Raw genomic sequence first — 15,090 nt, forward strand, 5'->3', positions numbered from 1 at the left:
ACACGGCCGACGTAAACCCGATGGCTGGGAGCGTTGTCGCCCGAGCGGCTGGTTTCCGGGATGATCCGGACGTTCTTGGCTTGAAGCGAGAGGGTGACGATTTGGCCGTTGAACTCGTTGTTGCCGGTCTTCTTGAAGGTGCCGATGGTCGCCATGGTAATTCTCCTGATCTCTGTTTCCCGAGCCCGCACCTTGCGGCCTCGATGGTGATCGACAGGCCGGAGGCGATCGACGGCGCACCCCGAAGGGGCCGAAGCGTCAGCGGAGGATGGCAGCCAGGCGACTTTCTTGTTTCGCGAGGAATGACGGCGCAGCCGGCAGGGGAAGAAAGTCGATCGGCGCCGTTGCGCCATAGGCGGTCGAGGCGTCAGCCGTCCTTCGGCCAGATCAATCCATCGAAGAGGCCGCTTGGTGCGCTCGGTCCGAACAGAGCTGACATCAAGGAGAACGTGGCGATCTGCGAGTCCACTGAAAGAGTTGGCGCAACCGGATCCAATGGTGATGAGCTCTCTTTATTGCAGGTAGACCGATCTTCGCTTCCACGATAGCGCGTCGACAGCACACCACATTCACGAGAGCGGCTGGCCGTATCTGTGATCCGTCGCCGTTTGGTCGATGCCGCATACGACCGCCACGAAACTGCCACCCTGCGATGATCGGTCGAGGCTCGACGCTTGGGCCGCTCTGAGTGTAGCTCAAAGACAAGAATCGCGAGCACGCTGGATGCCTGATCCAGTCAGCCCCTTCCAATATGACGCTGCCGGCTTGCGCCAAGACTTGCCGCCCCTACAGGGGTTACGACAATTCGCCGCGCGGACCAAAAGGAGGGATCTCGCGCAAATGATGACCGCCAAGAGCTCGAGTGAGAAGAGAACCGGATGAGCGACAAAAGCGATCTTGAAAACAGAGCCATCGAAGCGATATGGAACTATCGTGAGGCCTTCGCCGTGGTCGGGCGCCTGGAGAGAAAACAGCGTTCCGCGCATCGATCATTGACCAAAGCGCTGATTAAATTGCGCCGCGCCACAAAGAGCGAAGACCCGCGGTCTCTCAAGGACAGCATCGAGATTACCTTGGCAGCTGTCTCGCGGCACGACGAAGCGCGGGCCACCCTAGACGAGGCGGCTGCACTAATGGAGTCAGCGCGCCTGACTTTGGCCGCCCTCGAGCGCCAACTGGGATATCTCCCACGTGTCTTGAAAGCGTGATTCGGACTAGCTCAAAGAATGCTAGGAGCTAACCTATGAACGTCGACACCGCCTCATCGTCTGAGCATCGAGCCGAGGTCGCGCGAGCCTGCCCCGGAACCTAGACGCGCAGGAAATACATGATCGCCTCGAGGTTCGGCGCGTTGCTGCTGTTCGGTTCCATCGCCTTCGCCGGCTCTGGCCACGGCTGGACTGCCGGCGCGTATAGTTGTCTGCCGTTAGCTCCGATCACGTTTGCCGCCTGGCTCAACGCACTGGGCACCAAACCTTCGCTCCATATCGCCATTGGATTGCTTATAGCAGCAGGCGTCGTGCTCGTGGGGACTGCATATGCCAACGCTGGCCGAAGGTACAAACTACTTCTTTCATTATTGGCGCGTGCAGGGTCCCATAGCCGGGGCGGTTATCGCTCTCATCTATTTCAACTGGGTCTTCGCTTGCGGGCTGCCGTGGTGGCGCCGTCGCGCAGAGCCTTAACGTCGTAACTGACCTGCTTTAGCGTTCGCCTCGCTTTGTAAGGCATCTGCAAGGGGACCAGACACATAACGGGCCAATGGATCGAAATGTCTCATGACATTGACAGGATTTCCGCCGGCCAAACGAAGCGTATTGAATCTGAAGAACACGCCCGGGTTATCTGCGTAGCAGCCCATCATGCGCAGCCAATCAAATGGCTCCGCCGCGTCGCTGTCAGCAACATGCTTGTTCAGAGTGACTGCTCTGGCGATGCAGGTTCTCGTGAATCCATGCATAAAGGCGACGGTGTATTCGGTTGATACGACGTATTTCGTCCGCGCCTCTCCCTGCAACTCATGAACTTTACCGACTGCCCGGCGCTGCTCAGCTTCGGTCAAGGCCGGCAGTCCCTCCAGAACCTGCCGCCAGTAGCCGATCAGGCGGGCAGATATTTCCTTTCGCGCCCCGCGGCTGACATCGCCAGCGCTCAAATCGTCGATCAGAACGTTTCGAAGGGCGAAGTCAGGGCCAAAGTTTTCTATTGGGAGCGCGCTTTGACCCATCAGCAGCACAGTTGAAACGAGCAGCAGGAATATCCGAAGCGCGCCCATGTTCCAATTCCGTCGGACGGGGAGGATTGATTCGAGTCCGGAGCAAAGCACCTTGCTCTCTTATTGCCGCGGAAGCGTGGTCCAAATTTTCTCCGCGAAGCCGCGCTTGTCGAGCTTCCACGTTTGGCGATCAACGACGGCCCTCCCGGCTCGGCACTTGAAGGAATAGGCCGATTCGTGGCCGGTGGCGTAGGCTGCAACGGGCGCGTCATCCGGGGTATTTCTGCAAAAGGCATCGGCTCCTGGGTTGTCCTTCGCGGTGTTGATCTTCACGCAGGGCAGGTTTGCTCCGATGAAACAGACCGTGACCCGTCCATCCATGCAGCGGTACTGCGCCTGGGTCGCGAATGTTGAAGGATCTGGTTCTGCTCCGGCGTCAGGGAACAACTTCTTGAAGGCTTTGACGGTCGGCTCCCGCAGCGTGGGTTCATAATTTCGCACGTTGTCATCGTTGCGAACGCTCGCGCAGTGCTCGAACAGTCCTTCCTTTGCTGCAGCGCCCTCGGCCTGCGACGTCACGAGCCCGAGGCCGCACAGCGAACTGGCAAACGCCGCCGCAATACCGATCGGAAGTCTTGCCATCAGCTCATTCTCCGAATAGTCGGCCGCAGTTACTGCGCGGCACAACGATGAAACACCTCTGGCTTCTCGGCAATCCAGGAAAAGCCATGCAGCGCAAGCTCAATGGTTTCCGGTGACCGACGCCGGATCACCACCGTCCCAGGCGTCTCCGGACTGCCGCCCTTGTAGCAGCGCGCGGCAAATCGGGTCTCGCCATGACTGCGTTTGGGTCTCCAAAGCTTGCAGCCGATTTCATAGAATTCGAGTTCCGATGACGTAATGGTCAGAACATCGACCTCACCATTCACCTGCTCGCAGCGTGGTGGATTGCTCGACCACTTACCTCGAAACTCATCGGCCGCAGTGGCGGCACCGACGGTCGATGCCAGGAAGACGAAGCCGCCAGCAAGAGAGATGATGCGCTGCGCCGCCGCCACGAGAGACATTTGATCACACTCGATTGACCAGTCGCGATAAGCCTAATCCAAGTCGATCGGCGCAGATGCCCCAGAATGCGCATAGTCCGCTTGCACATTTGAGCATTCGACTGCCGAAGCGATGGAGGTCATCCCCGATGCGGAACTCGGTCATGGCGATCGGTCATCCTCGTCGCGCGAGAGGCTTGCTCGCGGCCTCGCTGGCAGCGTGGAGCTTCTTCATGATCGTGGCCACGATGCTGCCGCTGCTCGCCGGCGCCGTCTCCTCGCTGATTCGCAGTGACACGGTTTGGCCCACCGCCGGAGAGATTTTCGGTCCCATTGGTTTCATGGCGGCAGTCGGACTGCCGACCTCCCTGGTCATTTGCTTCGCGCTTGGCTATCCGGCCTGGAAAGTCTCCAGCGCCTGCGGACTCACGACTCGATGGGACGCGATCAAGATCGGCGCCGTCATCGGCGCGGCGCTCTATCTTCTGGTGGCTGTAGGCTTCCACGTCCTGACCTACATCAAGGGCAGCAGCTTCTCGTACAGTCAGGGTGGGGTTCTGCTGACAAAGGACAGTCTGCCGACATTGCAAGGCATTGTCTTCGATCTTTTCCTCATGCTGTTCTACGCCGCTGATGGTGCAGTCGCCGGACTTGCCGCTTGGTTGACGGGCGGAAGCAGGTGACATTCCTGCAGTCGCCGCCTAAACGACTGCGTGACGCGTTTGTTTTCATGAGAAGGAGATGCAGCACTAATTCTTCCGACAACCGGAGCCAGCCGCCTCATCGGCCTTGGCAAGAGCGGCTTCATTCGCGTTTGCCATGTGGATGTCGACCGTTCCGTAGGCGCAGGCCTTCGCGCCCTCAATTGCAAAGACTGAGAGCTCCTGAACCTCGCTATCGTCGTCCGCCCGCCGCCAGGTCCGGATTACCGCGGCCCTTGGGATGCCTCCGCGCATGACCCAATGTACTTTTTCACCGAATGCTTTGCCGGAATCGCGCCATTGCGCCGTGGTTCCGGCCTTCTCGGTCGCCCGCGACGGCGCAATGGTAAGTGCCACCATGTTTCCCTCGTCCGAGAACTGCACTGCGTAGCCGGCGGGCCCCGGGCAGGTTCGCAGCGCAGGCCGAATCCGGGTCGCGACTCGTTCTTGCACCTTGGTCCGTCGACCGGTAAACACGGTCTGGGCAGAGGCTCCGCCTGCGAGCAGAATGACAGCCGCAAGAGTGCTCGTTCTCAGCATTCTGATCCTCTCAAACGGTGCGGCAGGCGCGAGTTCTTTTCCCCGCGATCGCGAGTATCTTCCCCGCGATGATGTGCCGTTGCTGCTCTGCTCGCCTTGGCCGCCCCCACTGCTTTGAACGCCTAGTCAACTTTCTGAATCTTTGCAGCCTTGATGATCGGCTCCCAGCGTGCGATTTCCGCGTTGATGACCGCCCGAAATTGCTCGGGCGAATTGCCGACCGGCTCCATGTACTGGGTCGCGAGCTTCTCGCGCACCGCCTTTGAGGTTATCGCCTCTGTGACTTCCTTGTTGATCGTGTTGGCAAGCGCTTTGGGCGTGCCCCGCGGCGCAATGAGCCCCATCCACGCGTCGGCTTCGACGTCAATGCCCGATTCCTTCAGCGTAGGCACGTTGGGCAGGAAGGATGAGCGCTTGGGCAGCGAAACGGCAAGAACTTTTACTTTTCCGGAGGTTGCTTGCGGCATCACGGCTACGGCCGGCAACGCGGCGAGCTGCACGTCACCACTCACCAGTCCAATCACGGCTGCGGGTGAGGAGGGATAAGGAACCTGCACCATCTTTGCACCGCTCTTGAGGCCGATCGCCTCCATTGCGAGATGCGATAGCGAGCCGTTGCCGATCGAGCCGAAATTGTATTTGTCGGGCTCCTTCTTAAGCAGCGCGATCAATTCGGCCATCGAATTCACATTGAGGGAAGAATTGACGGCGATGACGCTGGCGGTCGTCACAAGCTGGGTGATCGGCACGATGTCTTTCGCCGGATCATAGGGCAATTTCGACATTAGCAGGGTATCAATGGCGAGCGGGGCGCCGATGCTGACGCCGATGGTTGTGCCGTCCGGCGTAGCCTTGGCGACCGCATCGGTTCCAATGACGCCGCCCGCGCCCGCTTTGCTCTCCACCACGAAGGCCGAGCCCGGATGCTTCTTCTGCAATTCGTCGCCGATAAGCCGCGCCACCATGTCTGGCGTAGAACCCGCTCCGAACGGAACGATGATCGTGACCGCTTTTGCCGGCCATTCCTGAGCAAATGCGCTCGGGGAGACGAGCGCGACGATCGAGCACGCAAGACCAAAAATCAGCGTTCCCGCAATTTTCATGATTGATCTCCTCTCGATCGTCCAGGCTTGACGATCCGGCCGCCGAGCGCTGGTCGTCCGTCGATCAGGGAGCGCCTTGCGGCTAAGCGATCCGTCTCGATCAGACGGAGAATTCAAGACATGCATCATCGCGATTACGAAATAAATCCGATAACTTGCGTGCTCGATGTGCGCGGTGTGCATGTCGCCTCCGCCGGTCGGTTCCGAGCAGCCCCGGTTCCTTGAACGTCGTGAGGCGGCGATCCAGAGCAACGCGGATGCGGGCGCAGGCGGCAGTATTGAGCGTTTACAGTTCTACCGAGCCCGAGAGCGCACCGCGTTCGACGACACCCTCCACAAACCTGACACGATCAGACACCAGACATATCGATAATCCGATCATCCGTAACTAAGGACAACAATGAATCCGGATATTTACTTGCTCGGTCGGGGCAGTGCGGAAGTGGAGCGGCTCAAGCGGCAAATCGAGATGCTTGCCGTCGATTCCAACGCGCAGCTGGATCGGGTCGGAATCAAGAACGGCGAAAGTATCGTTGACCTCGGTTGTGGCCCGGGAGGCGCTCTGCATCTTCTTGCGGAGCGCGTCGGAGCAAATGGGTCGGTGCTAGGCATCGACCGAAGCAGCCAATTCGTGCAGTTGGCGAGCCGCTTCGTTGCGGATCGCGGATTGTCGCAAGTCGATGTCCGGGAGGGCGATGCGTACGATACCGGATTGCCGAAGGCCAGCTTCGACGGGGCTCACATGCGGCTTCTGCTGGTCAACGTGCCGGAGGCCGAGCGGATCGTGCGCGAGCTGGTTTCGCTCGTGCGGCCCGGTGGTTGGGTCGCAAGCTTTGAGGCCGATTACGTTCCCCACTGTTTCGACCCGCCTTTACCCGCATGGACCCGTCTGCTCGACGCGTACGCCGCCTATGCGCAGGCGCAAGGGATCGATTTGTCGGTCGGACGGCATCTCCACCGGCTGTTCCGCGATGCAGGCGTTGTCGATATCCAGGTCGATGCGATCATTCACGTCTTCCCAACCGGCCATGAGCGGCGCTCGTTCCCGTGTGGCCTGATTGGTAATGTTCGCGACAAGCTGGTCGAGGGCAAGTTCCTGACACGGGAGGACCTCGAGCGAGATATCGAAGCGCTCGAAGAGCACCTCTCCCGGCCCGATGTACAGATTACGTCCAACCTGTTCTTTCGGCTTACCGGTCGGCTGCCGCAGTAAGGACCGACGGCAGGCGCTGCGTCAGTGGATTCCCTGTTTGGAGCATCAATGGTACAGCCGAGCCAAATCGATCTTGCCCGCATCGAAGCGCTTCGGGGAAATGTCGAAACGGCGCTGCCGATTCTCGCTCAGTATGCCGAGGCGGGCGACGACGGTGCTGCGGCTTCTGCAGCAGAGCTGTCCGCCTATCTGTGGCGATGGGACGTCGTGATCGCTCAGGCCGCGCGGCTGATTGCCAATCCCTACGCGGTCTATGCGGGCAATGTCTTTGACGAGCTTGTCCTGCTGCTGGGACGTGCGGGGCGCGAGACGGGAGATTGGCGCGCAATCGCCCGCGTGGCCGACGCCGCTTCACAGCGGGTCGAGGCGGATCTGAAGGCAAACCCCTGGGGTTTTCCGGAAACAAAGATCGAGGGCTCTCGTTATCGTCTGCTCACAATACTCGATCGGCTCGGTGAGTACGCTCTTGGAGACGGACATATCCGGTCGTATGGCGAGCTCGATATCTTCAGCCCGAGGCCGCAGATACCAAGGCCAGATCTCTTCGACGCCGCCATGAAATCGAAGTGGAATCGAAATTGCTCACAGGAACGTCGGTTCATCTTCGCCTGCATGCACTGTGTCGACGACGAGGTGATCCGCTTGTTCGACATGATGGACGGCAAAGTGCCGTTGTTTGATCACGCCGTTTCAGTTACGAAGGCGTTTCTGCGCCGGGGTGAGGAAACCATGGCGTGGCAGGTGGTGCGCGCCAATTGGGTGGAATGGGCGCCGGTCGATCGAGCCCAGACGGCACCTCTCATCTTGCTCATCGACGCGGGCTTGGCGGGTCTCGTTACGAAGGATCGAGCCATGGAACTCGTTCATTGTCCGCGCGCCACGTTTCTGTCCGAAGGGCGCGCTCCCGGCCGAGGGGGATGAGGCTCACTTGGATGGCGATAAGTTCGGTCGCATCCGCCGTCTCACTGGAGGAATCGCATGAAGCGTTTTGCCGCCAGCTGCATGATAGCCAGCCTGTTCTTGACTTCCGCTCATGCCGAGAACGGCAACGCTCCGGCCTTCTTCGTCTTGGACGAACGCAGCGGACATCAATTCGACATGCAAGCATGGCAACAGGCGGCAAAGGCATCGAAGGGCGGGCAATTTGTCCGGACCTATCGGCTCCTGGGCGACGATTCGGTCTTGCGAAAGGCCAGGGACGATGCAGCAAAGGCGAAGGCATCGGACAATGTCGTGCACCTCATGACCACGACCACGCCCGACAAGAACTCCCGCGAATTCCGCGAGTCGCTCGCTCAACTGAAGCAACAGTTCCAGACCGATCCGAAATTCAAAGGCGTTAGCGCGCTGGCCGAATGGCCGATGTGCGCCCTTGTCCAACTGGGCCCGGGCAACGACGGCAGCAGTTTGCGCGGCACAATGCTGTTTGTTCTCAACCATCCGCAAGCGAGCGCGGCCTGCTATCCTTTGGTCCAAATCTACTTCACCACGCCACCGGGTCCTGACGGCAAGCGCATCGCACCAGTGAGGGTCGATAGTACATCCGTCGCACTGCAGGCGGCACTTCCCCCCATGAAACTTGCCCGGAAAATGCTTGCCGACAAGGCGGCCTTCCAGCAGGGCAAGCTCATCGAGCGGCCGACAAACGTCTTTGCGCCGGCCGAGGAGATATTCATCCACGCCTATTTCGAAAACGTCGGCCGTAAGGATGTCGGGACGCCGATGGCCAGTTACGAGATTGGCCTCGATATCGAAGTGCGGGACGAGACTGGCAAGGTCGTAAAGGCATTTCCCGACGAGCACACCTACAAGGGTGCTTCTCCGCCGCCGTTTCCGGAATCGCTCGACTACTTCACCAACTTCGTGACCGCCGGCATCACGATCGGTGAACCCGGCGAGTACACGATCGCTTACATCTTTCACGATCGCTCCCGGCAGGAGACCCCGCCCGTGGCGGCGGAATTCGCCGTGACAGTCAAGTAGATCGTTAAAGTCACCCGGTCACGGAGATTTGTCGTCTGATCTGCGAGGAGCGCAGGCGCATGGATTGGAGCGACGCTGATGCTTCCAAGCCGCGTGTTCGCGCAGATGAAAATCCATCTTCGTCCGTTAGCTGGATTGGTGGGTTTTGGTTCTGGGAAGGTTGAAAATGCTTTATCTTTCGACGGAGATTGACTGACACTCGCTCCGCCGCACTGCGTTTTCATTGTATTAGGCCGTTCGGAGCTACGGCAACGCATTGAGTATAGCGCGACAACGGCTATTGCGGTTAAATCAATCAACGACCCGGTCGCAAGTCTCCACGCGAATAGTGGCTCGGAAGAGATCCGTTGTCTCGCTCGGTCATAGGTCTTGGACAGAGACAATAAAATGCCCGGCGTGATCGATCGTGCAATGTGCAAGCCCCCAGAAATCAACCGACATTCAAGAGCGACGGTCGCGAAGGTCATATTTTCTTCGAGAACCCCGTGCTAACTGTCGCTTGGTTGTCGCGGCCGGATGTACGCCGTGGCATCACGGGAGCCCCGGTTCTCATGCCGGGGTTTTTCGTTTCCAGCGCGAGAAGTCCGCCGACTCAAGATCTTTAATGCGCTTGATTTGAGTAGGACCACGAAGTGTCGCAGCCCGCCGCGACAGTCCTGCTTGGATCGACCAGAGTCGTCCGAAGCGGCGCAGAGCGAAAAGCCGAACAGCAGGCAGACATGGCGCAGAATATCTACGACAATCCCGATTTCTTCGCTGGCTACAGCCAGTTGCCCCGGCAGGTGCATGGGCTGGACGGCGCTCCTGAATGGCCCGCGATCCGGGCCATGCTGCCCGATTTGGGTGGGAAACGTGTCGTCGATCTGGGATGTGGCTTCGGCTGGGCCTCGCGCTGGATGCGCGAGCAGGGCGCGGCCTCGGTTCTGGGTCTGGATCTGTCGCAGAACATGATCGAGCGTGCCAGGGCGGACACAGCGGACACCGCCATCGAGTATCGCATCGCCGATCTCGACACACTGGACCTCCCTGAGGCGGCTTTCGACCTCGCCTACAGCGCACTGACCTTTCACTATGTTCAGGATTTTGGCCGCCTCGTACATGTGATCCGCAAAACGCTCGTTCCTGACGGGCATTTCGTCTTTACGATTGAGCATCCGATCTTCATGGCAGCGGCACATCCGCACTGGATTTCCGATGAGGAGAGCCGCAAAACTTGGCCGGTCAATCGATATTCCGTCGAGGGTGAACGTCGGACGGACTGGTTCGCCAAGGGCGTTCTGAAATACCACAGGACGCTTGGCACAACCCTGAACGCGCTGATCGGCGCGGGCTTTCAAATTCGGCGAGTGGAGGAGTTTGCCCCAACACGCGAGCAGATCCAGCAGATGCCGCAATTGGCCGAAGAACTCGAACGTCCCATGATGCTGATTGTGTCTGCGTCCGCATCGATCGCCGGTAAAGTTTCGAAGCCGTCGTGATATTCGGCCTGATTGGGTCCCTTCCGGGCCCGCCCCGGTATTGATATCAGCCCGGCGTCAAGCGTTGTCTCGCCGGCCCGTCTGCGGCCATGCCGGTGAAGCGAGCCAAGGCCGTGATGCTGACCGCAACGGCCCCGGCGATCGCGAAGACCGTTTGCCAGGTGGACGAAGGCATCGCGATCTGGGCGATTCCATGCGTCGCGCTGTAACCGGCGACGGTGGCGGGCGCGACATAGAGGAGGATGATCAAGAGTCTAAGCCAAGTCCATGGCACGAAGGCGAGCGCGAGTTGGCCAATGCAAATGGTTGCACCGCCCGCTACGAGCCCTGCTGCAGCGCCGCCGAGCACTCCGGCGCCGGTGTGGAAGGCCCAGGTGCCGATCGTCAGGCCAACGAAGAAAGGCAGTGCAGAAACAGCGAGCGTGAACAGCAACCAGCAGAAGAAGCCGATGCCAACGAGGACAAGCAGTGGTCCAAAGATGATCATGGTGGTGGTCTCCGTGAGATGAAGGTCTGACGGTCGCGCCTTCCACCACCACCACGGCGCAATCGACAGCATAACCAAAAACGGCGGCGACGGGGAGCGGAAATCCGAAAGGACCTCCGCTCACCGGCCAGCGATTTGAACCGCCCCTTCGTCATTGGAACGGATCGAATTCGTAGATCACGGCGGCCGGATCGCCGTCGTATTCGGTGGCGGGCATGACGCCGTATCCGCCCATGCCGGTGCGGAAGATAACGACGCAGACCATGAGGGTGGTGGCGAGGTTCCATGCGCTGGCGAAGGCAAGGGTTTGAGACATCGGTCCGGCTCCTGTTCTGAGGCGGGGACCATCCCCGCGCGACAGGCGCCCGATGTGTCCGGGCGTGGGCCGCAATCACCGCGCAGGCGAAGACAAGCGGCGGCACGCTTCAGCGTAAGCCGACCCCTTGATGAGGTGGAACGGCCCGCTCCAACAGCATCAGAGTGCTAAGATCGTGGCCGTTGTTGTAAACGCCACAAGGAGGGACCGTTCCGTGAAAGATGTTACTACTATTGGGCTGGACTTAGCTAAGCAGGTTTTTCAGGTTCATGGTGCCGACGCTGAAGGCGCGCCGCAGTTCAATCGAAAGCTGCGGCGCGCGGATGTCTTGCGCTTTTTCGCAAAATTGCCACCGTGCTTGGTCGGAATGGAAGCATGCGCGAGCGCGCATTATTGGGCGCGCGAGATCGCGGCTTTAGGTCATGACGTCAAACTGCTGCCACCTCAATACGTGAAGCCATTCGTCAAGCGCGGGAAGACTGATGCTGCCGACGCAGAAGCGATCAGCGAGGCTGTAACGCGAAAGACTATGCGCTTCGTCCCGGTCAAGACGGCTGAGCAGCAGGCAGCCGCTATGGTTCTGAAGACGCGCGCCTTGCTCGTGCGTCAGAGAACGCAAGCGATAAATGCTCTGCGTGCGCATATGGGAGAATTGGGTATCATCGCTCCGGTCGGAATATCCAACGTCAAAGGGCTGGGCGAGATCATTCGGGATGAAAGCGATGCACGTCTGCCAACAGCTGCGCGCTTTGCCTTGGCCGAGATGATTATACAGATCGAATTGCTGGCCGAGCAGATCGACAAGCTCGAGCGTGAAATCGTCGTCCGGGCCAGGCAAGATGCTGATATGCGCCGCCTTGCCACCATCCCGGGCGTCGGAGCCATCATCGCCATGGCCGTGAAGGCTTTGGTTCCCGATCCCGGTGGCTTCAAGTCAGGTCGCCACTTCGCAGCCTGGGTTGGCCTGACGCCAAAAACGCATTCGAGTGGCGGCAAGGAGCGCCTGGGGCGGATCTCAAAAATGGGAAATCAGGAGTTGCGGTCCTTGCTTACGACTGGAGCCGCATCCGTTCTTCGTCACGTGCGATACCACGACAAGGCATGGCCGTGGTTAAAGGAGATGCTCCAGCGGCGGCCCTTCAAGGTCGTAGCGGTTGCGCTAGCTTTGCCAATAAGATCGCTCGGATAATCTGGGCATTGTTGAACAGAGGGGGCGTATACCGCGTCCCTGTGCAAATAATGGCGGAGCCGGTAAGGGGATGAGCAGGGCCGCCATAAGGAGCTGACCGGCAAGGGCCGGCAGAAGCGAGGTGTATAAAGCAGACGATGAACCCACGGGACGAAATCCCGAGACAGGCTAGGCCGAAACCCGCGACGCGCATAAAGCGCGCCCCCTTGATTCAGCCAACTGCTTCGCGGACTTCATCGAGGCCAGCGGTCAACTGCCGCGCAAACAGGCCGGACATATGACCGCACCGTCCTCGTGCTGGGAAATCGACTGAAAACACTCTTGCACCGCGGGCCGTTCCACATATGCGGGTTGATGGCGTCAGGCCAGCGCCCGGATCAAGGATCAGCGCCGATGCAGCGGGCGGTGTTCGCCGGACAGGAGACTGCATGCCGGGTCTGCGCGGCTCTCGGCTGGAACATCGTTGCCGTCACAGTGCGGTGGCTGATCGGTTGGAATGGATTGCGGATTGACGTGCGGTTGAGGAGGCCGGCATGGCGGAGTTCACAGGACGCGACCTGCATCTGGTGAAAAAGCTCTCGCGATCGCGGTGCTGACGATCGAGCGTCAGCCTGGGCCGTTTCAGTCGGCTTCGGATCAGAGCGACATGAAGACGTTGCTCGATGATACGATCGAGAACGATACCGAGCTGGCCTTTTATGCGCAGGTGGCGAGGATCGCCGTGACCGGCGAGCCGGACCAGACGGGCCGATCATCAAATGCAGGGTAGTCCGTCGACTGCCTGACCGCATTAGCGCTTGAAGCCGCGTAGCGGAAACGCGGCAGCCACGTGGTTCCGGCGCCGCAGAATGCGCCGACGTACACGTGTTGATACTCGACAGACAGAAAGCGTTGTAGCCGAACGCCCGGCCTCCGAACATCAGCGATTACCGCGGTAGGAAGAGAACCTCGGATTCATGAGACTTGTCCTGATATGATTCAGGAATTGCGATTCTTACGGTAGCTGACTTCCCACCTACTTCTGCAGGCCTGAGGTCGTCACGATCACTCAAGCCTCAACAAAAAACGAGGATACCCGGCATGGGAGAGATCAATATCCCCCGCGATCAACAAAATGCCCTCGCGGCGATCGATAACAGTGAGTTGGACAGGCTTATCGGGCAAGCGGTCCGCGAGGAGCGATTGGGTGATCTGCACCGTCTTCCTCTCGCGAATTGCGGACCCTATGTTGCAAAACAACTTCTTTATTTTGAACGGGCCTTGACGAAACACCGTGAGGCCAAGGCACCGCGAAAGCGCGCGGAAACAGAAAACACCCTCCGACGCGCGGGCACTGATTTGTCCTACGCGGTCGAGGCCATGAAGCGACGAATGGAAGAGGAACAGAAGGAGGGTCAGCTCTTTTACGTCGATGATCAGATCGTGCCGCCTTACCGCTGCGATAAGCGCCTGAATGTCAGAGTGAGCTATCGGTGGCGGCGGACGGTCGATGACGAGTGGACGTCCGGCAGCATAACATTCATCCATGACGTAGATCTACGTCCCAACTATACGATGCCTACTCCCAAGCGAAAGCTTAGCGCCGCCAGGCGGGAGCAGGATCGGCAGACCGAGCTGTATGAAACATGGCAGCACCTGATGAGAGGAGCGCTCTATTCGGTTAGGGATTATTTCAGAGAAGGTGGCGACGGCGACAAGATTCCGCAGACATTTCAGGCGACGGTCGATTCGCATACCCGAGGTCTTAACAATTACAGCACTCGGTTCTGGAGGCAGCCGGTCTAATTTTCGAGGTGATCGAATCAGCCCATCATTTCGAAGCGGCAACATCCGCGCCGGCGGGCTCGCGTTCCAGCCAAAACCCTGCTGCTTGAAACCAGACTTTTTCGGTATCGTTAGAGCTTTGGATCGCCGACGTGCAGCGCGCGAATCGGAACCTCGCCAGACGGCAGGCCTTCGAGCGTGGCATGCAGACGTTTTCCCGCCTCCTCGTCGCGGCCACCTATGCATGGATAAATTGAGACGGCACCAATCGAAGCGGCCTCGAACCGTCTTCGACACCGGACTGCGCGAAGAAGAAAGCCCTTCCAAGATTCGTCGCTCAGTGGCATCAGAAGCCGGCCGCCTTCGGCCAGGCGATCGAGCCAAAGGCGGGATGGATGGGTCGATCCGGCGAAGACGATGATGACGTCAAGTTCACCAACGTCTACCGGCCGGCCGTCGCCTGAGATGACATCGACCTGCGGCCAGTTCACGAGGTTCGCTCGGGCCTGCGAGGCCAGCATCGGGTCGGTTTCAACTGCTGTCACGCGACCAGTGGACCCGACAATCTCGGCCAACACCGCCGAATAGTATCCGGTTCCGGCACCAACCTGGAGCACGCGCTCGCCGCGCGCAATGTCGAGATGCTCAAAGTTGCGCGCCCAGAAGCTGGGCATCCCATTGTTAAGGTTGCGGCTCGCATCGATCGTCACAAGAACGTCATGATAGAGCCAGCGCAGGTCAGTATCGGGGGTCAGGAATGCATCGCGGTACGGCTCCGAGATGATGCGCCACGGTCCGGGACCGACAAATTTCTCGCGTGGAACAGACGCAAATGCCTCGATCAGCTGGGGGTTACGCAGGACGGGGACCTTGTATCGCAGATCTTCTGCATACCAGCGGCGCGCAGCTGCCATCGTATGGTCCATGAAAGCTCTCCTGTTACGATACAGACGATGCGTCTGATGTCCGCCTGCGCAGACATGTCAAAAAATATTCTCATCCGATGTCCGCACTGGGCCCGGTGAAGCGCATATTGGTGTGACCGTGGAAAGATT

The 15,090-nt window shown here is 59.4% G+C and carries 17 protein-coding genes and 1 pseudogene; 9 read left to right on the plus strand and 9 right to left on the minus strand.

Annotated elements, in window-relative coordinates; translation table 11 throughout:
- A partial coding sequence (locus XF30_RS00770; protein ID WP_146207779.1) for a DUF736 family protein occupies positions 1-155 on the minus strand: 155 nt, incomplete at its 3' end.
- 723 nt (positions 156-878) lie between these two features.
- Between XF30_RS00770 and XF30_RS00780 the strand changes: the two genes are divergently transcribed.
- Entirely contained in the window at positions 879-1,208 is a 330-nt protein-coding gene (locus tag XF30_RS00780; RefSeq protein ID WP_109141664.1) for a hypothetical protein, read from the plus strand.
- A gap of 473 nt (positions 1,209-1,681) precedes the next feature.
- Here XF30_RS00780 and XF30_RS00790 read toward each other — a convergent pair whose 3' ends face one another.
- From XF30_RS00790 to XF30_RS00800, 3 genes are read right to left on the minus strand one after another with little or no spacing between them, the layout of a single operon-like run.
- Positions 1,682-2,275, minus strand: coding sequence for a hypothetical protein (locus tag XF30_RS00790; protein ID WP_109141666.1), 594 nt, complete (start codon positions 2,273-2,275; stop codon positions 1,682-1,684).
- Between the two features lie 60 nt (positions 2,276-2,335).
- Positions 2,336-2,857, minus strand: a complete 522-nt coding sequence (locus XF30_RS00795; RefSeq protein ID WP_146207647.1) for a hypothetical protein — start codon at positions 2,855-2,857, stop codon at positions 2,336-2,338.
- 29 nt (positions 2,858-2,886) lie between these two features.
- Complete coding sequence (locus XF30_RS00800; RefSeq protein WP_109141668.1) at positions 2,887-3,282, minus strand: hypothetical protein; 396 nt, start codon at positions 3,280-3,282, stop codon at positions 2,887-2,889.
- A 143-nt stretch (positions 3,283-3,425) separates the two neighbouring features.
- On the opposite strand from XF30_RS00800, the gene XF30_RS00805 reads away from it, so the two are divergent.
- A complete protein-coding gene (locus XF30_RS00805; protein ID WP_146207648.1) occupies positions 3,426-3,944 on the plus strand; it encodes a hypothetical protein in 519 nt (172 codons plus the stop codon).
- A gap of 66 nt (positions 3,945-4,010) precedes the next feature.
- On the opposite strand, the gene XF30_RS39035 is transcribed toward XF30_RS00805, so the two are convergent.
- Together XF30_RS39035 and XF30_RS00815 are read right to left on the minus strand one after the other, a co-directional pair.
- Positions 4,011-4,322: a hypothetical protein gene (locus XF30_RS39035; RefSeq protein ID WP_225130322.1), complete on the minus strand. Its 312-nt coding sequence runs from the start codon at positions 4,320-4,322 to the stop codon at positions 4,011-4,013.
- Between the two features lie 302 nt (positions 4,323-4,624).
- Positions 4,625-5,605, minus strand: coding sequence for a Bug family tripartite tricarboxylate transporter substrate binding protein (locus XF30_RS00815; RefSeq protein WP_204524488.1), 981 nt, complete (start codon positions 5,603-5,605; stop codon positions 4,625-4,627).
- A gap of 400 nt (positions 5,606-6,005) precedes the next feature.
- Between XF30_RS00815 and XF30_RS00825 the strand changes: the two genes are divergently transcribed.
- From XF30_RS00825 to XF30_RS00840, 4 genes are all read left to right on the plus strand, one after another.
- Positions 6,006-6,818 (plus strand): methyltransferase domain-containing protein, encoded by an 813-nt coding sequence (locus tag XF30_RS00825; protein ID WP_109141672.1) that lies wholly within the window; start codon positions 6,006-6,008, stop codon positions 6,816-6,818.
- Between the two features lie 48 nt (positions 6,819-6,866).
- Complete coding sequence (locus XF30_RS00830) at positions 6,867-7,739, plus strand: hypothetical protein (RefSeq protein ID WP_109141673.1); 873 nt, start codon at positions 6,867-6,869, stop codon at positions 7,737-7,739.
- A 57-nt stretch (positions 7,740-7,796) separates the two neighbouring features.
- A complete protein-coding gene (locus XF30_RS00835) occupies positions 7,797-8,801 on the plus strand; it encodes a hypothetical protein (protein WP_109141674.1) in 1,005 nt (334 codons plus the stop codon).
- A 719-nt stretch (positions 8,802-9,520) separates the two neighbouring features.
- A complete protein-coding gene (locus tag XF30_RS00840; protein ID WP_109145506.1) occupies positions 9,521-10,279 on the plus strand; it encodes a class I SAM-dependent methyltransferase in 759 nt (252 codons plus the stop codon).
- A gap of 46 nt (positions 10,280-10,325) precedes the next feature.
- On the opposite strand, the gene XF30_RS00845 is transcribed toward XF30_RS00840, so the two are convergent.
- Positions 10,326-10,766, minus strand: coding sequence for a hypothetical protein (locus tag XF30_RS00845; RefSeq protein WP_192892999.1), 441 nt, complete (start codon positions 10,764-10,766; stop codon positions 10,326-10,328).
- A gap of 151 nt (positions 10,767-10,917) precedes the next feature.
- On the minus strand, positions 10,918-11,082 hold the full coding sequence (locus tag XF30_RS38375) for a hypothetical protein (RefSeq protein WP_192893000.1): 165 nt from the start codon (positions 11,080-11,082) through the stop codon (positions 10,918-10,920).
- A 214-nt stretch (positions 11,083-11,296) separates the two neighbouring features.
- Here XF30_RS38375 and XF30_RS00850 point away from each other — a divergent pair.
- The 3 genes and pseudogenes from XF30_RS00850 (at position 11,297) to XF30_RS00860 (ending at position 14,056) form a co-directional block, all read left to right on the plus strand.
- Positions 11,297-12,345: pseudogene (locus XF30_RS00850) on the plus strand (IS110 family RNA-guided transposase).
- 572 nt (positions 12,346-12,917) lie between these two features.
- Positions 12,918-13,040: a hypothetical protein gene (locus XF30_RS39740; RefSeq protein ID WP_276519407.1), complete on the plus strand. Its 123-nt coding sequence runs from the start codon at positions 12,918-12,920 to the stop codon at positions 13,038-13,040.
- 311 nt (positions 13,041-13,351) lie between these two features.
- Positions 13,352-14,056: a hypothetical protein gene (locus tag XF30_RS00860; protein WP_109141676.1), complete on the plus strand. Its 705-nt coding sequence runs from the start codon at positions 13,352-13,354 to the stop codon at positions 14,054-14,056.
- A gap of 110 nt (positions 14,057-14,166) precedes the next feature.
- On the opposite strand, the gene XF30_RS00865 is transcribed toward XF30_RS00860, so the two are convergent.
- Entirely contained in the window at positions 14,167-14,961 is a 795-nt protein-coding gene (locus XF30_RS00865) for a protein-L-isoaspartate O-methyltransferase family protein (protein ID WP_225130314.1), read from the minus strand.
- Between the last annotated feature and the right edge of the window lie 129 nt (positions 14,962-15,090).

It is taken from the genome of Bradyrhizobium sp. SUTN9-2 (assembly GCF_003122645.1).
In the GTDB taxonomy this organism is placed as follows: domain Bacteria; phylum Pseudomonadota; class Alphaproteobacteria; order Rhizobiales; family Xanthobacteraceae; genus Bradyrhizobium; species Bradyrhizobium yuanmingense.